The following is a 20578-nucleotide window of genomic DNA, read 5'->3' as shown; positions in this document are numbered from 1 at the left end:
TATGACTTTACATTATATAAAAGTAGCATTTAGAAACTTGTGGAAGTACAAGGTGCAGAATATAATCTCTGTCATCGGATTGGCAGTAGGACTACTGTGTTTCAGCGTATGTATGTATTGCAGCCGTTTTGTAGAATCCACCAATCATTGTTTTGATAATTATTCCCGCATAGCAGAACTAAATTTTTATAATGAACAGACTGGGGATTATTTTTCCGGTACACAAGTAGCGTTATCCGAAGAACTTCGTACTTGGGCTATGGGCGAAGTGGAAGCGATTTCCTGTATGGCATATTCCCGTGAGCGTTCTTTTCTGGTTGAACTATCTTCGGATAAATCATTGCCATACGATCTTGAAATCATGGAAGTAGATACCCTATACGATAAAGTCTTTACTCCACAAATAGTAGTTGGTAGCTGGCAGACAGCAAGTCGGATGCCGAATGCTGTTATTATAAGCCGGTCCACTGCCATAAAGATATTTGGTCAGGTGGAAACTGCCATTGGCAAACACCTGACTCTAACAGAACGGCTTTATACTTCTCCGGACAGTACCCCGAAGGCAGGAGGTATTGTGTACACAGTGCAAGCAGTGATGGAAGATATTCCGCTGAACAATGGTTTTAGTTTTATGTGTCATATCGATGCATTGGTTATCAACGACAGTGAAGGACTTTTTCAGAGTCCGAAACGTAATGATATAACGGGGGCTCGGACATACGTTTTGTTATCTCCGCAGGCTGGCATTACCGATTTCGAAAAACAATTCTCCAAGCGCGACTATACTTATATCTTATATAACCAGACTTATACCGTTATTGCCCGCTATATAGGAAACCTATCGCAGGAGAAAGGTGCTTATATTTTGGGATGGGTCACCGGAATCGTCGGTACATTGATATTGCTGGTCGGATTGATTAATTTCTTTCATTTTCTCATCGGCTCTTTCTTGAATCGCACTAAGGAATACGCTATAATGAAAATGCTTGGTGCTGACTGGAAACGGCTGTTCTGCCTGTTATTAATACAATCTCTGATTGTCGTATTTGCATCCTCGTTTCTGGTTGTATGGGGTGTGGAGCTGATTGGTGATAGAATGGATTTTTCTTTACCAGGTCTCACAATGAATTTCCCTTCTGAAACACTTCTAAAGCATATTCTGCAATACATTGTTTTGCTTGTGTTACTTTGTGTGGCAGTCTGCTTGCTCGTCTCTGTCCGTATTCGCAGATTTTCCATACAAACAGGTATATATGGAGGCCAAAAGCGTCGTGGGAAACAATGGGGACGTAACTTTATGCTTGGCATCCAATTTTTAATTTGTTGGGTATTCGTAGCGCTGACCGTCAGCCTGTTCCTACAATCGGGAAAGATGACTGAAACCTTATTCCATACGTTAAGTCAGGAAGATAAAGAAGCGATTCTTAGTATACCGCTGGACTATTCATTCCTAGAGAATAAAGAGAAACTCGAAATGGTGGAACGTTTCAGGCAGCATGCCGGTGTGAAAGATATTTTGTTATCTGACATATCCTATACTCACGGAGTATCCGGAAACTTATTAATGACGGAGAAGGGAAATGATAACTCTTGGATTGATATCAATGTAATGTGTGTACCATTGAATTTCTTCACCTTCATGAACATTCCGATGACGGAGGGTAGGACGATCCGGACAAAAAAGGATCTCGTAATGGATGAAGTTTGGCAGAAAAGACAAAAGAGAGATATCATCGGAATGAACTTCTACGACTGGACCAGTGATTTTACCGTTTGTGGAGTATGCGCCCCCTTTCAGACAGATGTACATAATCATAATGGCGGATTTGCTTTCACACTTTATGATTCTTCCGAATACGTAGGACACTGCTATGTGAAATGTTATCCCGAACAGCAAAAAGCAGTAATTAAATGGATTGAGACTATCCGTCGTGAAGTGCTGCCAGAGAATATTCCCTCCCAAGTACGTACATTTCAGGATGATTTGTACGAAGTGCAGGCACTGGAATATATCCTGAAAGACATCATCTCATTTTTTGCAATTGTAAGTATTATCATTACCCTGTTGGGAGTGTATTCCAGTATTACGCTTGATACAGAATGGCGCCAGAAAGAAGTTGCCATTCGCAAAGTGAACGGAGCTGGAATATGTTCTATCATCTGGTTATTTGCACGTTTGTACCTGATTTTGCTGGTAGCGACTGCCGCCATCGCTTTTCCGCTCATTTACGTGGTATTGCAACTGTGGAAACAAATGTACACCGTATTCTTTAATGATGGAATATTATACTGGGGAAGCATATTTGGGGGAGTAACCTTATTAACAGTAATCACCATTATTTTTAAAATACTGAAGATTGCACGTATCAATCCCGCAGAAGTAATCAAAAACGAATAAAAATATAATTCTAAAACAATACAGTTATGATTAAGACCATTAACTTACAGAAGATTTTCAAAACGGAAGAAGTAGAAACTTGGGCGTTGAATAACGTCAGTATCGAAGTGAAACAAGGCGAATTTGTAGCCATCATGGGGCCCTCCGGCTGTGGTAAGTCAACATTGCTCAACATTTTGGGGCTGCTCGATAACCCGACAGGAGGGGAGTATTACCTGAATGGAACGGAAGTCTCTCGGTATACCGAATCGCAACGTACCAGTCTTCGCAAAGGTGTGATAGGGTTTGTGTTTCAGAGCTTTAATCTGATAGACGAGTTGAATGTATACGAAAACATCGAACTACCTTTACTCTATATGGGTATTTCCGCTTCCGAACGGAAAAGGAGGGTAGAGGCAGCTATGGAGAGAATGGCTATCACCCATCGTAGCAAGCATTTTCCGCAACAACTCTCCGGTGGTCAGCAGCAACGCGTCGCTATTGCCCGTGCCGTCGTGGCAAACCCTAAACTGATTCTGGCTGATGAACCGACCGGTAATCTGGACTCCAAAAACGGTAAAGAAGTGATGGGACTGTTGAGCGAACTGAATAATGAGGGAACCACCATCGTCATGGTGACCCATTCACAACATGATGCCGGTTATGCCGACCGTATCATAAACCTGTTTGACGGACAGGTGGTGACTGAAGTTAGTATGTAAACACAAGCTATCAATAAAGAATATATCATGATAAAACACTATCTGAAAGTAGCCTTTCGCAATCTGATGAAATACAAGACACAAAGCCTTGTCAGTATCATTGGACTGGCAGTCGGCTTCACCTGTTTTGCGCTATCGGTATTATGGATTCGTTATGAGATGACTTATGATACTTTCCATAAAGGGGCTGAACGTATTTATATGGTACGTGCACATTATACTGATATTCCGGAACATATATCCAATTCAACTCCTTACCCTTTGGCAGCCTATCTTCAGGAAAAAATGCCGGAAATAGAAGCAAAGGCTACTACTTCTATACATCAGAATGTGAAAATCCGCATGGAAAATGATGAGTATGAAGTAGTAATGGCTGCGGCAGATTCTGCTTTTATGAACTTCTTTCATATACAGTTACTGAAAGGAACTGTCAACTTCTTGAAAGAAAATAATCCTGAAATTGCAGTAACGGAAGAGTTTGCTAAAAAGCTTTTTGGTAGTGAGGATGATGCTTTGGGAAAAGAAATGGAGGTAAACGGACGTTCCCGTCAAATAGGGGCAATTGTGAGTGGATGGTCCCGCCATTCCAATATTCCGTATAGTGTATTAGTCGCAGCCAGGCACAGTCCTCGATGGAAAAGTGGTCCTGAACAATTATTTATTCGTGTTCGTGCAGGGATGGATATGGATACATTCTGGAAAAAAATAAGTACCATGGATCTTTCAGATATTCAAAAAGAGAGTGAACTTTCGGATCTTCTGATAACCCGGATTTCAGCTTTGCGTTATTCTGATTATGTTTCCAAAATCGATGTTGTCATTTCCTTCAGCTATATTTTCTATTTTTCCTTAGCTGGTGGATTAGTTATCATCTGTTCACTATTCAATTACCTGACTCTTTATATCAGCCGGCTTTATATGCGCAGTCATGAAATGGCACTTCGTAAAGTGAATGGTGCCAGTAATAACGCTTTGTCCGTTCAATTTGCCATTGAACTGTTGATGATTTTGTGCATAGCTTTGGCGGGTGGATTATTGATGATAGAGATAAGCATGCCTTATTTCTTGAATTTCACTCAAATAGAAGCTGATTCGTATTATGGGGAAATCATTCTATATCTTCTGATTGTAATCATTCTGTCTTTCCTGTTTGCACAAATACCATTGTCTTACTTTCGTCGCCGGACATTGCAGGAAGCAATAAAAGGAAAGGGGGGATCTGCGAGACCTTACTTGTTTCGTAAGACAGGCATTGTGATACAGTTAATAGTCAGCCTTGTTTTTATCTTTTGCACAGTAATGATTATGAAGCAACTTTACTTCCTGAAGAATACTGATTTAGGTATGGAGCGTCATAATATAGGTAACGTTGCCTTATGGAATGGAGACATCAAACAATGGGAAGAGAAAATAAAAGCTTTACCCATGGTAACAGAAACGTTGCCTCCCTCATATTTCCCGATTATTCCTACAGGTCCGATGATGTATATCGAAATAAATAATTGGGATGATCTTCTCAAAATATCGGAGGAATCTCTCACTATCGGTATGATGCCTGCCAAAGAAGATTTTTTTGAATTTTACGGCTTGAAGTTATTGGAAGGTGAGTTTATATCAGATAAGAATCAAGGGAATGATGTCGTGATAGATGAAAATACATGCCGGAGATTTGGTTGGAAACAGGCCTTGGGAAAAAGTTTCTATTATGAGTGGAACGGTCAGCGTAGTGCCTATAAAGTTGTCGGAGTGGTAAAGAACTTTAGTTATCGCTCTCCTACAAGTAAACCGGGGCTTATTGCATTTCAACATCCCAAGGCACAGGAGTATCTGCTGAATCGAGCCAGTATCCTTTTTAAATTTAGAGAAGGTGCCTGGAATGAATGCCGTGAAGCAATAGAGAAACTGTATAAAGACGAATTTCCAAATGCTTATATGCGATTGTTTAATGAAGAAAAGGAATATGATAAGTATCTCCGCTCCGAAGATGCATTGATGAAATTATTGAGTATCGTATCATTGACATGTGTTATCATCTCCATATTCGGAGTCTTTTCATTGGTTACTTTATCGTGTGAACAACGTCAAAAGGAAATTGCTATACGTAAAGTGAACGGAGCACAGGTCTGTCATATCCTGCGTATGTTTTTCCAAGAGTATTTGTTGTTGATGACCATATCTGCCGTTGTTGCATTTCCGATAGGATATGTGGTGATGAGTCATTGGATCGAGAGTTATGTAAGACGGACAACAATGGATGGTTGGATATATATAAGTATTTTTGTTGTCGTAGCAGTCATCATTTTACTTTGTATCATTGGACGAGTGTGGAAAGCGGCGCGACAGAATCCGGCAGAAGTAATCAAAAACGAATAATAAAATAACAATATCATGATAAAACACTATCTAAAAGTAGCCTTTCGCAATCTGATGAAGTATAAGCCACAAAGTTTTGTTAGTATTATCGGATTAGCAGTTGGCTTTACTTGTTTTGCGCTATCGGTATTATGGATTCATTATGAAATGACTTATGATAATTTTCATGAAGGAGCTGATCGCATTTATTTGGCAGGCAGTAGCTTTCATCTTTATGGAGACGGATTTACCTATAATTCATCTAGTTTTTTAGCTGATTATTTGGCAAAGAATTGTCCGGAGATAGAGAAAGTATGTCGCATTTATTATGATTGGGATGAAAAAAAAATTAAGAATGAGGATGCCGAGTTTGTGGTACGACGTATAGAGGTAGATTCAAACTTTATTTCAATGTTCAATATTAAAGTATTGGATGGAGATAACCATCTACAGCTAAAAAAGGATGAAATTGCTATAACAGAAAATATGGCAAAGCGAATATTTGGGAAAGAATCTCCGATAGGTAAACACTTGATTTTAGAGGAAAGTAACGAAGAAAAAATAATCGTTGCAGTTGTAAAGTCATGGGAAGGACACTCTTTGTTTTCATTTGATATATTATTGCCATTTCATGATACAAACCCCAATTGGGGGAACCAACGATGCCAAACGCTTTTTCGTATTTATCCCAACTGTGATATAGAAGCATTGAAACAGAGGTTGTCAGAATATGAAGTACAACAAGATGGCCATAAATATCCAAATTCTACGCTTATTGCTCCATTATCCACATTGCGGAGTAGTCATCCGAGGGAAGATGTGAATGTGAAGTTGAATCATATTTGTCTTTTTGTATGTATTAGCGGTTTGGTTATAATTTGTGGAATATGTAATTATTTAACAATGTTGATAACTCGTATCCGGATGCGTAAACGTGAGTTAGCGTTGAGGAAAGTCAATGGTTCATCAAATGGTGGGTTACTCACTTTACTTCTTACAGAACTTGTTTTATTACTAATTTTATCTTCAGGAATAGGGTTGGTATTGATAGAGCTTATCCTACCCACTTTTAAACGTTTGTCACAAATTGATGAGGGTACTTCATTTTTTTATATTGAAGTATTTGTTTATATACTATCATTGATTGCCGTGACAGTTGGTTTTGCATCTCTGCTTATACGATACATCAGCAGGCGAACTCTACTTAGTAATATAAACAAGAAATCCAATCTTCATCTCTCCGGCTGGTTTTATAAGAGTAGCATTTTATTTCAGCTGTTTATCGGTATAGGCTTTGTTTTTTGTACTCTGGTAATGATGATGCAACTTCATTTTTTACTAAATACTAGAGAACTTGGAATAGAACGGCATAATGTAGGAGCAGTTGTTTATTGCTCTGAAAATATCCCTTTCAAAGAAATTGTAAGTCAGATACCAGAGGTATCAGAATGTTTGAATGGTTTTCATACACCTATTCCTAAGATGTTTTATTCAATATATAGGGTAAAGGAATGGGATGGAAAGGTCGCTGATAGTGAACAATATATTGAATTGGAAGATGAAACGATTAATCAGGACTATGCCGATTTCTTTGGAGTAGAGGTGTTGAATGGAAGTATGCTGGATGAAAAGGATGGAAAAGATATGGTTGTTATAAATGAAGCTGCTATGAAAGCTTTCGGATGGACACAACCGATTGGAAAGAAAATGGGAAAATTAGGAAAGCAATGTATAGTGAAAGGTGTTATTAAAAATATTTCATATAATGCTCCAATACATCCGGTAGCTCCTGCTATGTTTCATTTACCAGATAGTAGAGACAGAGGAGGTATTATATTCAAAGTGAAAGAGGGAACTTGGAATATTGTTTCTGAAAAGATAAAAGCGGAAGTGAATAAAGTTAATCCAAATGCAGAATTGATGTTGTCTAATATTGAAAAAGTTTACGACGCTTACATGAAATCAGAGAGAACATTGTGCAAACTGTTGAGTGTGGTTTCTGCTATTTGTATATTAATTGCGGTATTTGGTATATTCTCGTTAGTGACTTTATCCTGTCAGCAACGTCGTAAAGAAATAGCTATACGCAAGGTAAATGGAGCAAATATAGGAATAATCTTGAATCTATTCTTTAAAGAATATTTATTTTTACTTGTACTTTCATCGTTCTTTGCTTTTCCGCTAGGATATGCTATGATGAAGCATTGGCTTGAAAATTATATAAAGCAAACACCGATGGAATGGTGGTTATATGCAGTTATATTTATAGGAATGGGCCTTGTCATTTTCTTAAGCATCATCTGGCGCGTGTGGAAAGCCGCCCAGCAAAATCCAGCAGAAGTACTCAAGAGTGAATAAGATAAAATAAAAGTCTGGCACATTGATTTGTGTCAGACTTCATTTTATTCACCCAATAATGAGTGATATATTTCTCGTAGATTATAAAAGATCCAATGCTTTAAATGCCTTAACTAGCTTTTCTACAGCACGGTCTATTTGATCTTTTGTATGAGTAGCCATTAATGCTACGCGCACCAAAGTATCTTGCGGTGCACATGCCGGCGGAATAACCGGATTGATGAATACACCTTCATCAAAAGCTAATTTGGTAACCATAAACGTTTTTTCCGTGTCACGTACGTAAAGAGGGATGATAGGTGATTCTGTTGCACCGATTTCAAAGCCAGCTTCACGGAAACGTTTCAATGCATAGTTGGTAGCTTCCCACAATGCTTCAAGTCTTTCCGGTTCATTTTGGATGATGTGGAGAGCTTCGAGAGCAGATGCAGTAGCAGCCGGAGTGTTGGATGCACTGAAAATATAAGTACGTGCGTTGTGACGTAACCAGTTAATGATAGAAGAATCAGCGGCGATAAATCCGCCGATAGAAGCCAGTGACTTGCTGAAAGTACCCATAATCAAATCAACCTCGTGAGTCAGACCGAAATGGTCGCAGACGCCACGTCCTTGTTTTCCGAATACGCCCAAGCCGTGAGCTTCGTCTACCATGATGGTAGCGTTGTATTTATGTTTCAAGCGTACGATTTCGGGCAAGTTTGCCAAGTCACCTTCCATAGAGAACACACCGTCCACTATGATTAGTTTCACTGAATCCGGATTGCACTTTTGAAGTTGCTTTTCCAGATCCGCCATATCGTTATGCTTATATTTTAATTGTTGAGAGAAGGAGAGACGACGGCCATCTACGATAGATGCGTGGTCGCGGTCATCGCAAATGATATAATCATTGCGGTCTGTCAAAGCAGGAATAACTCCGGAATTCACCGTAAAACCGGTTGAGAAGCAGAGTGCTTCGTCTTTGCCTACAAAGGCAGCCAGTTCTTTTTCCAACTGAACGTGCAGGTCAAGCGTACCATTCAAGAAGCGCGAGCCTGCGCAACCGGAACCATATTTATGCATGGCGTTGATACCTGCTTCAATCACTCTTTCATCTCCCGTAAGGCCAGTGTATGCATTGGAACCGAACATCAACACTTCGTGTCCGCCCATTTCTACCTCTGTACCCTGCTTTCCTTCTATCTCACGGAAATATGGGTAAACGCCCTGTGCCATAAACTTTTGTGGCAGGTCGTACTTAGCTAACTTCTCTTGTAATAATCCCATGAATTATAATTTTTATACTCATACTCAGATCGTTCGCTGACGATCTTACATCCTTTTATCTTAACAAGTGTTTAAAAACAGGGGGCAAAGATAACAAAATTTGCTTTTATCTGTTCTTTTTAAGAGAAAAAAGTTGCTCTCGTATGATTAGAAACCTCTAATAGATTAAAATTTAAGATATTTATATTACTTTTGTCGTCTACAATCGACAAGAATAGCATGAACGAAAGAATGAAAAAAATAAAATTCGTCGTCAATCCTATTTCGGGAACACAAAGTAAAGAATTGATTCTTAACTTGCTGGACGAAAAAATAGACAAGGCGAGATACTCTTGGGAAGTAGTGTATACGGAAAGAGCCGGTCATGCAGTAGAAATAGCTGCCAAAGCTGCCGAAGAGAAAACAGATATAGTAGTGGCTATCGGTGGGGACGGAACGATCAATGAAATAGCTCGTTCGTTGGTGCATACTGATACCGCACTGGGAATTATTCCCTGCGGATCGGGCAATGGACTGGCGAGGCATCTGCATATACCGATGGAACCGAAGAGAGCATTGGAAGTGCTGAACGAAGGTTGCATGGATGTGATAGATTATGGTAAGATCAACGGTACAGATTTTTTCTGCACTTGCGGAGTGGGATTCGACGCGTTTGTCAGTCTGAAGTTTGCGCATGCCGGTAAACGGGGGCTATTGACTTATCTGGAGAAAACCCTGCAGGAAAGTCTTAAATATGAGCCGGAAACGTATGAACTGGAAACGGAAAACGGAGTCTCCAAGTATAAAGCCTTCCTGATTGCCTGCGGAAACGCGTCGCAATATGGAAACAATGCTTATATCGCACCACAAGCCACTCTGACAGATGGTTTGCTGGATGTGACCATTCTCGAACCGTTCACCGTATTGGACGTTCCTTCATTGGCCTTTCAATTATTCAATAAAACAATCGATCAGAATAGCCGTATCAAGACTTTCCGCTGCAAACAGTTGTGCATCCGCCGGACTACTCCGGGCGTCGTGCATTTTGATGGTGACCCCATGGAAACGGATGCCAATGTAAATATTCAACTGATTCAAAGAGGATTGCGCGTGGTAGTGCCACGAGCATCGGAAAAGGACGCAGCCAATGTGCTCCAAAGAGCGCAGGAATATATGAATGGCATCAAATTGATGAATGAAGCCATCGTCGACAATATAACAGATAGAAACAAGAAAATATTGAAAAAGCTGACAAAGAAAGTCTGATAAAATAACGGATTACTGACACCGAATTACAAATTATTGCGTACTTTTGCGCAGTTTTGGTTCGATCAAAATAAAAACGCGAGTGATAATCGTTTAAATAAAAAATATATGTTTAGAACGCACACATGTGGAGAACTTAGAATCTCTGATGTAAACAAGCAAGTCACGCTGTCCGGATGGGTACAGCGCAGCCGTAAGATGGGAGGGATGACTTTCATTGACCTTCGCGACCGTTACGGAATTACCCAATTGGTTTTTAATGAAGAAATTAATGCTGAACTCTGTGAACGTGCTAATAAATTGGGACGTGAGTTCGTCATTCAAGTGACAGGAACGGTTAATGAACGTTTCAGCAAGAATGCAAACATTCCTACCGGAGACATTGAAATCATTGTTTCCGAACTGAACGTACTAAATACTGCCATGACTCCTCCGTTCACTATCGAAGATAACACGGATGGGGGGGATGATATCCGCATGAAATACCGTTATCTGGATTTACGCCGTAACGCTGTACGTTCCAATTTGGAACTGCGTCATAAAATGACAATTGAAGTTCGCAAATATCTGGATAGTCTGGGTTTCATCGAAGTGGAAACGCCCGTTTTGATCGGTTCTACTCCTGAAGGCGCACGCGACTTCGTGGTGCCGTCACGTATGAATCCGGGACAGTTCTACGCACTTCCGCAGTCTCCGCAGACCTTAAAACAGTTGTTGATGGTTTCCGGTTTCGACCGTTATTTCCAGATTGCGAAATGTTTCCGCGACGAGGACTTACGTGCCGATCGTCAGCCGGAATTTACACAGATCGACTGTGAAATGAGCTTCGTTGAGCAAGAAGATATTATCACTACTTTCGAAGGAATGGCTAAACATTTGTTTAAGACTCTTCGTGGTGTGGAACTGAATGAACCATTCCAACGTATGTCTTGGGCGGACGCCATGAAATATTATGGTAGCGATAAACCGGATTTGCGTTTCGGCATGAAATTCGTGGAACTGATGGATATCATGAAAGGTCACGGATTCTCTGTATTCGATAATGCGGCTTATGTGGGTGGTATCTGTGCCGAAGGTGCTGCGACTTATACCCGCAAGCAGCTGGATGCATTGACCGAATTTGTAAAGAAACCGCAGATTGGTGCGAAAGGAATGGTTTATGCCCGTGTGGAAGCCGACGGAACGGTGAAATCGAGTGTAGATAAATTCTATGCGCAGGAGGTGCTCCAGCAAATGAAAGAAGCATTCGGAGCTAAACCGGGTGATTTGATTCTGATTCTGTCTGGCGACGATGTAATGAAAACACGTAAACAACTTTGTGAGCTTCGTCTGGAAATGGGTGCTCAACTGGGATTGCGTGATAAGAATAAGTTTATTTGCCTTTGGGTGATTGACTTCCCGATGTTCGAATGGAGCGAGGAGGAAGGACGCCTGATGGCTATGCATCATCCGTTTACTCATCCGAAAGAGGAAGACATTCCGATGTTGGACACTGATCCGGCTGCTGTACGTGCAGATGCATACGATATGGTAATCAACGGTGTGGAAGTTGGCGGCGGATCTATCCGTATCCACGATGCGAAATTGCAGGCGAAGATGTTCGAGATTCTTGGATTCACTCCGGAGAAGGCAGAGGCACAGTTTGGCTTCCTGATGAATGCCTTTAAGTATGGTGCGCCTCCTCACGGTGGTTTGGCATACGGACTCGACCGTTGGGTGTCTTTGTTTGCAGGATTGGATTCTATACGCGACTGTATTGCGTTCCCGAAAAATAATTCCGGACGTGATGTAATGCTGGACGCACCCTCTGCAATCGACCAGAGCCAGCTTGATGAACTGAATTTGATCGTAGATTTGAAAGAGGGCGAGTGAAAGAATCTGTACGCATATTCCGTTTTATAGTCATCGGTACAATGAACGCTTTGATTATGGCGTTGGTTGTATGGTTAATGATGAAAGAAATGTCATTTGACGGCGACTATATGGTGGCTAATATAACAGCGTATCTGATAGCTCAAATCCATAACTTTCTCTGGTGCAAATACTGGATATTCCCTGTAGAAAATAAAAAGAATAGTATCTGGAAACAGATACTGCTCTTTTGTTCTGCTTTTGCCGTGGCTTACACCGCACAGTTTTTATTTCTTATCTTATTGGTAGAAGGACTGGACGTGAATGAATATCTGGCTCAATTCTTGGGATTGTTTATTTATGGAGGAGCTAATTTCCTAGCCAACAAGAAAATAACTTTTCAATGAAATAGTTATTAAATATAATATATAGAAAGGGCACAGAGTTTTAAATTTAGATTTTGACTCTGTGCCCTTTTTATTTCCTTACTGTATCAGGGACATTTCTCACATAATAAATATAATAGGGACTGTCTGACAAGTCCCTCATTAATAAATTCACCCACGCTATAACTATCTGTAGCGTGGGTGATTTTCAATATTTAGAATTCGTTAGACAGTTCCTTTTTGGTGTTGTGATATTTATAAATATCCTCTCTTATGTCTTTGGGAGTGAACTTTATTGGAGAACTTCTGCATTGAACTTTAATCGAGGAAGCGTTTGGTAAGTCCTTCGTATTCGTCAATCCGGCGATCACGGAGGAAAGGCCACCAGCAGCGGACGTTTTCCGAGCGTTCCATATCTATTTCCACTACCATGTTTTCCGGATGATCGTTTCCGGCTTGTGCTAGAAATTCTCCTTGCGGTCCTGCTACGAAACTGTTTCCCCAAAATAGGATGCCGTTTGTCTGTCCGGAAGGATCGGGCTCGTGTCCTACACGGTTGACGGAGATAACAGGAAGACCATTGGCAACGGCATGGGCACGCTGCGAAATAATCCAGGCGTTGAGTTGGCGGGCTTTTTCGTCGTCCGTGTCACTGCTTTCCCAGCCGATGGCAGTAGGATAAATTAAAAGTTCCGCACCTTTCAGTGCCATCAGGCGGGCAGCTTCCGGATACCATTGATCCCAGCATACCAGTACGCCCAGCTTTCCTAAAGAGGTTTGAATAGGTTCAAAACCGATGTCTCCGGGAGTGAAATAGAATTTTTCGTAGTAAGCCGGATCATCGGGAATATGCATTTTCCGGTATTTACCCGCAATGCTTCCGTCGCGGTCGAACACAACAGCGGTGTTATGATATAGTCCGGGGGCACGTTTCTCAAAAAGAGAGGTGACAAGGACTGCTTTATTGGCGGCTGCCAACTCGGAATAAAAGCCTGTGGATGGTCCGGGAATGGGTTCAGCCAGATCAAACAGGTTGGTGTTTTCTGTCTGGCAGAAATAAAGTGAATTGTGTAGCTCTTGAAGCACAATCAGTTGCGCACCGTGAGCAGCGCAAGCCTCGATACTCTTTGCGAGGTTCATCAGGTTGACCCGAATATCTGCGGTATTGGATTGTTGGATGATTCCGACTTTTATCTTTTTCATGATGAATAATTACTTGGTTGATTCATTCGTTATTTTATAACTCCCAATGGGTATTGCATGGTGACACAATGCAGGGAACCGTGTTGCTTAATCAGGGCACGGCAGTCTATTCCGATTATCTGATGCCCTGGAAATGCTTGTTGTAACACATCTCTTGCTTTTTGGTCATTCGCTGGCTGATGGTATGTCGGGTAGAGAATAACTTCGTTCATAATCAGGAAGTTGGCGTAAGTTGCGGGCAGGCGTTCGCCGTCTTCTTCGATCTTGTCCGCCATCGGTAAGGCTAACAGGCGATAGGGTTCTCCTGCTAAGGTGCGGAATGTTTTCAGTTGTTCCTCCATTGCGAGTAATGCTTGGTAGTGTTCGTCTTCTTTGTCGTCGCATTTTACGTAAGCAATGGTGTCGGTAGAACAGAAACGTGCCAAAGTGTCGATGTGGCTGTCAGTGTCATCACCGGCAAGATAGCCGTGGTCTAACCAAAGAACCTTTTGAAGGTGGAAGGTTGATTTCAGGTATTCTTCTATCTCTACCTGGTTCAGTCGCCCGTTCCGTTGGGGAGAAAGCAGGCATTCGGAGGTAGTGAGCAGTGTGCCCATTCCGTCGCTTTCGATGGAGCCTCCTTCGAGAACGAAGTCGAGGCGGTCTATATACTGGCCTTTCAAGGCTCCGGCTTCTACCGCTTGTTTGGTGATTTGATTATCCAGTTCGGAAGCAAATTTCAGTCCCCAGCCGTTGAATGTAAAGTCGAGCAGGGAAGGGGTGCCGGTGTCTATCATGGTGATGGCTCCGTGGTCGCGTGCCCATGTGTCATTGGTGGCACATTCCAGAAAGCGGACGTTGTTCATGTTGACGGTAGCGGCTATCTGTTTTTTCACTTCTTCCGGTTCGGGGGTGACAATCAATAGTAACTCTCGCTTCGCTATTTCCCGGGCTATGTTTATAAAACACTCTTGCACTTCTGCCAGCATGTATGCCCAGTCTGTACCGGCGTGTGGCCATGTCAACTGTATACCACTCTGCATATGCCATTCGGCGGGCAAATGAGGGACTCTCATTTCTACCTGCACGGTCATGTTTTTGCCGAAATTCAGCTGCAAATCTTTCTCCGAGCCACTTGGGCTGGGAAGTCCAACCATGATTCCCATTAGACTATTATCTATTTAGTTATTTATAAAATCAGTTTATTGTCTGCGTCAGTCGTCAGTGTGCCTGTTACGCATCATTACGCATTATTATGAATTCGCTTCCTGCTTTGGCTTCCGGTCAAAGAACGGATTCTTGGAGGATGCACTTACAGGGATGGCCATTACCATCTTGCAGTCTTTCAGCCAGTTCAGACGTTGTGCTGCTAGTCCGGCAGAGAACATCACACGTGTGTCTACACGCAAATCGGCTGCCGTAGCGCAGGCGGAACCTATGGCGATACCTACATCTATGCTGTTCAATGCGCAGGGAACTCCTTCTGTACGTCCGTCGCAGGTGGTGAAGCCGCAATGACCGCAGTTTAAGCCTTGTGTCTGCTCGCGTGTTCCTATCAATACAACACATTCGGCACTTAAGATGTTGTCGGCATCACGAAGGAAAAATTTCATTCCGTGTTCTTCTACCATAGCTATCATAGTGTCCGACAGTTGTTTAATCTCTTCATCCGTGATTAGGGCCACTTCGATAATATCGATTCCTTTTCCTTTCGGAGCAGTACGCGCAGCCGTCATCATCTGGCGGGCTACTTGTAATACATGCTCATGACGGGCATCTCTTTCGTTCAGTATCATAACTTTTCTTGAATTAATTAGTGAGGCAAAGATAAATCAAAATTGGAAAACTTTACATTAAACGATGAAAGAAAAAAGGGAAAATCGCTTCTTTACACTTTCGTAGTTTACACTTTCACTGTCCGTAACCTTCGCATCGAATATCTCATTTTATCAAAGAGGAAACAGGCTGAGTGCTTACGCTTAAAGTTCATTTTTCAAGGTATGATACTGTCATTTTTGAAAGTAAAACTTATTCTTTCAACTTAAAAGTAAGTCTTAAGGGGTTTTCATCCAACTTAAAGAATGGTACTTGTGACAAGATTAATACAATACCGGAAGAAGCTCGTTTTACGCAATTCTGGTTGATATAATCCCGAGTGATTTCTCCTTTTTTAATAGTATTTTAATGGCATTTTTGAAATGTTCTATTTCAATTTTACCTGGGTTTCCTTGTGAGGTTATTCTTGTTATTCCTGCCCAATCTACGTTTGTGATTATATTTTCTTTTCCTCGGTTATTATACAAAGTTTTCCCTTTGAGTGGCATAATGTATGTTTCCCAAATGGAATCGAACGTGTATTCCTCATTGGTAAAAAAAATGTTTGAGCTCTTAGATTCTATATCTTGTACTTTTTTGGGGGAGGCTGATGAATAAAGGGTACCTTCTGCTGTTTTGGTTGTTTTGTCAGGATAATCAATTATTTGCAAATCTATTTGTAGACGGTTGGCTACTTCTATAGCATCAGGCATGATTTCTCCATTGGTAACTAAAATAGCTTTATTGCATCCAAAATAATCTTTTGCACCATGTAACTCCATTATCATGCTTCTATTTACTTTTCTAGAGTTTCCGTACATTTTTACTTGAATCGCTATCTTTTCCCTTCCTTTTGTGGCAAAAATATCAATTCCATAATCTCCGCTTTGTGGAGTTAATTCAGTGGTATATCCTTGTTTATTGAATAATTCTCGGATATACTCTTCATATTCTCTTGGTTTCATATAAATAAAATTAGTTTAATGATGAAAGTTATGTTTTCGTTCTTCTATGTGATGTGTCATGTAGTTCTCCAATTCTTTACGTAGCATAAGTGTTAAGGAAATGTTTAACGAACTATTGATTGAATAGAAATAAATCTAATTTCTTTTTCTCATAAATTTTTGAGCAAAATAGATAATTTCAAGAGGTGTCAATCGGTAAATAATTTTATTATCATTTTCTAATACCCAGTTTTGAGTATCAGATTGAAATTTCCATTCCAACTTTAATATATCCTTACCTAAGTTTTCAGCTAATAGTTGCTTTGTCTTATCAAGCACTAGCATTGTCGTCATTTGGCGTATTGCCATAGGTCTAACATAGTCCTTGATTTCCAATACCTTTCCTTTATTATCAAGAACGAATGTAATTTCACCTGATTCTACTTTTAAACCTGTACGTTTGGATTTTATATTATGAACCAATGATACAGCTATAAATGCATCAGGGGCTTCTGATATTTCAAAATATTGGTCAAACACTCCTCTGCTATCAAGAAGTTTTATACAACCGCGAAGTGTGTCTGTTTTTTGCTCCTCCATTTTCAATTTTATGGGATAACGTGCGTCTTGCACAATTAAGATCCATTCAATAGGTTCATGAATGAGAGTATCCGATAATGATACTGCATTGAAAAACTCCTTGATACAGTTTTTTGACCATTCAACTAATTGATGTTGTTCCGTTTGAGAACTTTCCGTATTTTGTCCTAAAACATTTGTTGTAAAACATAAAAGCAGGAATAAAAAAATATACTTTCTCATAAACAATAATATTAAAGTATGACAAATTCTATATCAATAAAAATTGGTGAATAATAGCTTGTACTGTTCCTCTGCACTTTTACTAATAGAGAAATATCCGTAGGAAACTTCTTTAACTTTTCCTTTGGGAGATATTATGAATACGCTGTGCTTTGTTTGCTTATATCCATCTCTTCCTTCTATTATATATTTATGCTCAATACATAATGCTGCGTGTATCCAGTTAGGATGAAAATCAGCAACTTGTTTAATAGAAGAAAATGTAAAATCCAACGCATCAAAGACTTTTCGTTCTAAAGTTAATTTTGTATATAGTGTCCATTCTATAGGAATATATTTTTGTGAGTTATTCAGATTTTCTGAAATATGTTTTCTTACTATATCCTCTCCCCATATTATAAGCTCCTCGTTATTACTATTTCTTAATGGACCTTGTATCATACCTGTAATTTGTTCTATCCCTGTATAATCTTCTCCATCAATACGATTGACAAAATTTGTAATATTCCCTTTTTTGTTAAATTCAATATGTTTACAATAATGAGATTCACAACCTTTTTTATTGATTATTTTGAATGTATGTGAAAGGCGCAATGTATTCCATTCAACGGAAGGTATATGAAAAGTGCTATACGTAGTTGTATGACCTAAATCATCAGTATAACCACTTCTTTCCCATTTTAATGCTATATATTCTTCATTATCGTACAAATTGTTTTTAATATATTCTTTTGTTTTTGCCTTAATCCAGTTTGTCTTTTGTTCTTCACTTGCATTGGGATTGAATTCAGGGAGATAATCTTTCTGAAAAGAAATACCCCAGATGATTAGTAATCCTATTATAACTATGATACTAAATAAAATGAACTTTTTAGAATTATTCATGAGAATGAATATGTTTAGATAATAGAATAAAGTATTGCTGTAAATATGATTCCGACTAATGTACCTATCAAAGCAGATTTTGTTTTTCCTTCATGGCGATTCCATGAAGTAAAGCACAAAATCAGACCAATCAGTGGTATTAAGAAACTGACGAACAGATAACTTAGACTAATTTCGTTATTATTAGATGAGATGTTATTTTGTGAACAACCACAGAATGGACAGTTTGAAGCACTATCTGATATTTGCTTCCCGCAATCTTTACAATAAATTAAGGACATATTTTTACAATTGGGAGTTGTGTAATTTTGTGAATAAATTAGTGTAGGCCCATTACTTTTATCATAAGTAATAAGCTCCTTATAACATTTGGGACATTTGAATATAACGTCCGGTTTAGAAGGAGCTTCTATTGCATTCCTACAAAAGGGGCATTCAACCATTGAAGAATCAATCTTTTTTATTTCATTATTGTTTTCCATATAATCAAAGTTTATATTATTAGACATCTATTCCTATAAAATTTAAAAACGCAAATATCCAACATAACATGAATAAACAGAATAGCACTGTTAGAATTAAAAAATCTTCATTGTGTTTTTTTACACCAACTTCTTGGGAAAGGAGAATCCTAACTCCAATTTCAGGTTTGGGAATTGCCGAAATTTTTTCCATAAACATCCTATTTATAATATCATTTCGACTCCCTAAAATGAGGTTATACATAAAAAAGAAAGTGTGGAGTCGTCTGTTTATCTATCGGGAGGTTCTGGTAAACCTAAGGAACAAATAAACAATACCCCACACTTGTATAGATATGCGCATAGGTAACACATACGAAAATACAAGTGATGAGTGTTATTGTTATCCCTGTTCCTTTTGAAATTTACCAGATTTCCCGAATAAGGATAAAAGCAAAACACTTTCATCTAATAAAATGTAATGTCATATAATTGCTTATGATGACAGTGCAAATATAGATATATTTTGCAATATAACACTCTGGGGCATTGTTTTTTTTAGGTTTAAGTATAGTCTTCGTTAACAATCAATCTCTTATCCTATCAAATCTATCTCATCATCCATTTCTTCATTCTCATCATCATGTGAATAAGATTCGGGTATATAGTCAAATAAAAACAGTTTTTCATTCTGTATTTCATCTTCAATCTCTTCTGCAAAATCAATGTTTACGTCAATATCATCACAGCAGGCATAGTTGTCGCGATATTGTTGATTACGTTTCATTTCTTGCTGAAAAAAACTGCTACCAAATAATGCTTTAAATAGATTCATAGTTTTAATGTTAAACGTTATATTATAAATGTCTTTTTATTGCTTCCTCATAAATTTTCCGTATTCGTTCCCGAAGATGTAACGGTTCAATTACTGTAAGTGAACTACTACGTGAGAGCAATGCCATTACAAAATCATTAGTAATACGAAGGCGTAATCTGATTCGAAATTCCATCTCATTGTCCGTAATGATTTCTTGTGAATGATGCAAAGGAATCGATTTCAAGAAACTACCATCTAATGCACTATAGCTTAGTTCAATATTTTCTACTGGAATATCTGTCTGATTCCAGATGCCGTAGCTGTCTTTAAATAAGTTGTTTGCATCAATATTCATATTCCTTTTGAAGGTTTCCTCATAAAGGATTTGGAGATTGCGGATACAGTCTATATTGAAAGTTTTTAATATGTTGTTGTCATAGGCGAGGAGATACCATCTTTGCTGGTCTTCTTTCAGATAATAAGGTAAGACTTTCTTTTTGCGTACTTTGTCTCCTTCACGTACATAAATATAACTGAATTCTACCGGGTGAAAGAATTTAATGGCTTTTATCAATGCCGGAAGACATTCACTGTCGTTTGGTCGATGATGTTCGGCAAGAACATAGGTGTGTAGGTTGGAAGTTTTGTCCAAAGCATTCAATAGGTCGAAGTTTAGCAGAAGCCGTTCGTACTGCTCCTTTTTCAAATCGTCTTCCTCATTGATATAATAACCGTTTTGTTTCTTATCAAAACAGATGCGGATACCAAATAGATCTTCTATATCTTTGAAGTCTCGCTGCAAAGTTCTTATGTCTACAGGTGTTCCATCTCGTTCTTCCATGCGATGTGTCACGTAGTTCTCCAATTCTTTACGTGGCACATACTGTTGCGGTCCTTTTAATTTATTGATAATGACCAGCATTCGTTGCATTCCTTCCCGTTTCTTGCCCATATTTGGTATTAATTTTAATTATCAAGAGCAAAGATAATGTCACGTGACGACAAAACATGTCGTTCTAAGAAAATTTCTAAGAAAACAAAGGGATTTTGATACGTATGCCCTTGTTTTTTTATACTTTTGGTGAAATTTTCAAA

General features: G+C 39.3%; 17 protein-coding genes. 7 read left to right on the top strand and 10 right to left on the bottom strand.

Annotated features, from left to right (window positions below; genetic code table 11):
- Window position 1: 1 nt before the first annotated feature.
- The 4 genes from KTR06_RS19530 to KTR06_RS19515 are packed head-to-tail and all read left to right on the top strand — an operon-like array spanning window position 2 to window position 7809.
- Window positions 2-2398 (top strand): ABC transporter permease, encoded by a 2397-nt coding sequence (locus KTR06_RS19530; RefSeq protein WP_117809831.1) that lies wholly within the window; start codon window positions 2-4, stop codon window positions 2396-2398.
- Window positions 2399-2424: 26 nt separating this feature from the next.
- Window positions 2425-3099 (top strand): ABC transporter ATP-binding protein, encoded by a 675-nt coding sequence (locus KTR06_RS19525; RefSeq protein WP_049702811.1) that lies wholly within the window; start codon window positions 2425-2427, stop codon window positions 3097-3099.
- A 27-nt stretch (window positions 3100-3126) separates the two neighbouring features.
- Window positions 3127-5472 carry an ABC transporter permease gene (locus tag KTR06_RS19520; RefSeq protein ID WP_008022400.1) on the top strand — a complete coding sequence of 782 codons (2346 nt, stop codon included), beginning with the start codon at window positions 3127-3129 and terminating at the stop codon, window positions 5470-5472.
- 15 nt (window positions 5473-5487) lie between these two features.
- Window positions 5488-7809, top strand: a complete 2322-nt coding sequence (locus tag KTR06_RS19515) for an ABC transporter permease (protein WP_049702812.1) — start codon at window positions 5488-5490, stop codon at window positions 7807-7809.
- An 81-nt stretch (window positions 7810-7890) separates the two neighbouring features.
- Here KTR06_RS19515 and KTR06_RS19510 read toward each other — a convergent pair whose 3' ends face one another.
- Window positions 7891-9075: an aminotransferase class I/II-fold pyridoxal phosphate-dependent enzyme gene (locus KTR06_RS19510; protein ID WP_004312889.1), complete on the bottom strand. Its 1185-nt coding sequence runs from the start codon at window positions 9073-9075 to the stop codon at window positions 7891-7893.
- A 219-nt stretch (window positions 9076-9294) separates the two neighbouring features.
- Between KTR06_RS19510 and KTR06_RS19505 the strand changes: the two genes are divergently transcribed.
- The 3 genes from KTR06_RS19505 to KTR06_RS19495 all read left to right on the top strand — a co-directional run bounded on the left by KTR06_RS19505 (window position 9295) and on the right by KTR06_RS19495 (window position 12578).
- Window positions 9295-10320, top strand: a complete 1026-nt coding sequence (locus KTR06_RS19505; RefSeq protein WP_004312888.1) for a diacylglycerol kinase family protein — start codon at window positions 9295-9297, stop codon at window positions 10318-10320.
- Window positions 10321-10428: 108 nt separating this feature from the next.
- Window positions 10429-12192: an aspartate--tRNA ligase gene (aspS, locus tag KTR06_RS19500; RefSeq protein WP_217290724.1), complete on the top strand. Its 1764-nt coding sequence runs from the start codon at window positions 10429-10431 to the stop codon at window positions 12190-12192.
- Window positions 12189-12578 carry a GtrA family protein gene (locus tag KTR06_RS19495; protein ID WP_032811763.1) on the top strand — a complete coding sequence of 130 codons (390 nt, stop codon included), beginning with the start codon at window positions 12189-12191 and terminating at the stop codon, window positions 12576-12578. Before aspS ends, KTR06_RS19495 begins: the two co-directional genes overlap by 4 nt.
- A gap of 297 nt (window positions 12579-12875) precedes the next feature.
- On the opposite strand, the gene KTR06_RS19490 is transcribed toward KTR06_RS19495, so the two are convergent.
- The 9 genes from KTR06_RS19490 to KTR06_RS19450 all read right to left on the bottom strand — a co-directional run bounded on the left by KTR06_RS19490 (window position 12876) and on the right by KTR06_RS19450 (window position 20435).
- Window positions 12876-13760 (bottom strand): carbon-nitrogen hydrolase, encoded by an 885-nt coding sequence (locus tag KTR06_RS19490; RefSeq protein ID WP_217290723.1) that lies wholly within the window; start codon window positions 13758-13760, stop codon window positions 12876-12878.
- A 29-nt stretch (window positions 13761-13789) separates the two neighbouring features.
- On the bottom strand, window positions 13790-14905 hold the full coding sequence (locus KTR06_RS19485) for an agmatine deiminase family protein (protein WP_008022390.1): 1116 nt from the start codon (window positions 14903-14905) through the stop codon (window positions 13790-13792).
- Between the two features lie 87 nt (window positions 14906-14992).
- The gene (locus KTR06_RS19480; RefSeq protein ID WP_008022389.1) at window positions 14993-15535 is read right to left on the bottom strand and encodes a ferredoxin domain-containing protein; all 543 of its coding nucleotides are present in this window, start codon (window positions 15533-15535) and stop codon (window positions 14993-14995) included.
- A gap of 330 nt (window positions 15536-15865) precedes the next feature.
- The gene (locus tag KTR06_RS19475; protein ID WP_254306444.1) at window positions 15866-16519 is read right to left on the bottom strand and encodes a restriction endonuclease; all 654 of its coding nucleotides are present in this window, start codon (window positions 16517-16519) and stop codon (window positions 15866-15868) included.
- Window positions 16520-16654: 135 nt separating this feature from the next.
- Window positions 16655-17320: a hypothetical protein gene (locus KTR06_RS19470; protein ID WP_004312881.1), complete on the bottom strand. Its 666-nt coding sequence runs from the start codon at window positions 17318-17320 to the stop codon at window positions 16655-16657.
- A gap of 33 nt (window positions 17321-17353) precedes the next feature.
- Complete coding sequence (locus KTR06_RS19465; RefSeq protein ID WP_217290722.1) at window positions 17354-18205, bottom strand: hypothetical protein; 852 nt, start codon at window positions 18203-18205, stop codon at window positions 17354-17356.
- A 501-nt stretch (window positions 18206-18706) separates the two neighbouring features.
- A complete protein-coding gene (locus KTR06_RS19460; protein ID WP_008640217.1) occupies window positions 18707-18880 on the bottom strand; it encodes a hypothetical protein in 174 nt (57 codons plus the stop codon).
- 381 nt (window positions 18881-19261) lie between these two features.
- Window positions 19262-19501 (bottom strand): hypothetical protein, encoded by a 240-nt coding sequence (locus tag KTR06_RS19455; RefSeq protein WP_217290721.1) that lies wholly within the window; start codon window positions 19499-19501, stop codon window positions 19262-19264.
- A 22-nt stretch (window positions 19502-19523) separates the two neighbouring features.
- The gene (locus KTR06_RS19450; RefSeq protein ID WP_217290720.1) at window positions 19524-20435 is read right to left on the bottom strand and encodes a YafY family protein; all 912 of its coding nucleotides are present in this window, start codon (window positions 20433-20435) and stop codon (window positions 19524-19526) included.
- Window positions 20436-20578 lie beyond the last annotated feature (143 nt).

The organism is Bacteroides sp. MSK.20.12 (assembly GCF_019052435.1).
Classification (GTDB): Bacteria; Bacteroidota; Bacteroidia; order Bacteroidales; family Bacteroidaceae; genus Bacteroides; species Bacteroides xylanisolvens.
Note: the sequence above shows the minus strand (reverse complement) of the source record. Positions and strands in the feature narration are given on the sequence as shown.

What these genes read in the sequence shown, in the direction of transcription:
- KTR06_RS19530 (WP_117809831.1), top strand. Translation starts at nt 2, where the DNA reads ATGACTTTACATTATATAAAAGTAGCATTTAGAAACTTGTGGAAGTAC.
- KTR06_RS19525 (WP_049702811.1), top strand. Translation starts at nt 2,425, where the DNA reads ATGATTAAGACCATTAACTTACAGAAGATTTTCAAAACGGAAGAAGTA.
- KTR06_RS19520 (WP_008022400.1), top strand. Translation starts at nt 3,127, where the DNA reads ATGATAAAACACTATCTGAAAGTAGCCTTTCGCAATCTGATGAAATAC.
- KTR06_RS19515 (WP_049702812.1), top strand. Translation starts at nt 5,488, where the DNA reads ATGATAAAACACTATCTAAAAGTAGCCTTTCGCAATCTGATGAAGTAT.
- KTR06_RS19510 (WP_004312889.1), bottom strand. Translation starts at nt 9,075, where the DNA reads ATGGGATTATTACAAGAGAAGTTAGCTAAGTACGACCTGCCACAAAAG.
- KTR06_RS19505 (WP_004312888.1), top strand. Translation starts at nt 9,295, where the DNA reads ATGAACGAAAGAATGAAAAAAATAAAATTCGTCGTCAATCCTATTTCG.
- aspS (WP_217290724.1), top strand. Translation starts at nt 10,429, where the DNA reads ATGTTTAGAACGCACACATGTGGAGAACTTAGAATCTCTGATGTAAAC.
- KTR06_RS19490 (WP_217290723.1), bottom strand. Translation starts at nt 13,760, where the DNA reads ATGAAAAAGATAAAAGTCGGAATCATCCAACAATCCAATACCGCAGAT.
- KTR06_RS19485 (WP_008022390.1), bottom strand. Translation starts at nt 14,905, where the DNA reads ATGGGAATCATGGTTGGACTTCCCAGCCCAAGTGGCTCGGAGAAAGAT.
- KTR06_RS19480 (WP_008022389.1), bottom strand. Translation starts at nt 15,535, where the DNA reads ATGATACTGAACGAAAGAGATGCCCGTCATGAGCATGTATTACAAGTA.
- KTR06_RS19475 (WP_254306444.1), bottom strand. Translation starts at nt 16,519, where the DNA reads ATGAAACCAAGAGAATATGAAGAGTATATCCGAGAATTATTCAATAAA.
- KTR06_RS19470 (WP_004312881.1), bottom strand. Translation starts at nt 17,320, where the DNA reads ATGAGAAAGTATATTTTTTTATTCCTGCTTTTATGTTTTACAACAAAT.
- KTR06_RS19465 (WP_217290722.1), bottom strand. Translation starts at nt 18,205, where the DNA reads ATGAATAATTCTAAAAAGTTCATTTTATTTAGTATCATAGTTATAATA.
- KTR06_RS19460 (WP_008640217.1), bottom strand. Translation starts at nt 18,880, where the DNA reads ATGGAAAAAATTTCGGCAATTCCCAAACCTGAAATTGGAGTTAGGATT.
- KTR06_RS19455 (WP_217290721.1), bottom strand. Translation starts at nt 19,501, where the DNA reads ATGAATCTATTTAAAGCATTATTTGGTAGCAGTTTTTTTCAGCAAGAA.
- KTR06_RS19450 (WP_217290720.1), bottom strand. Translation starts at nt 20,435, where the DNA reads ATGGGCAAGAAACGGGAAGGAATGCAACGAATGCTGGTCATTATCAAT.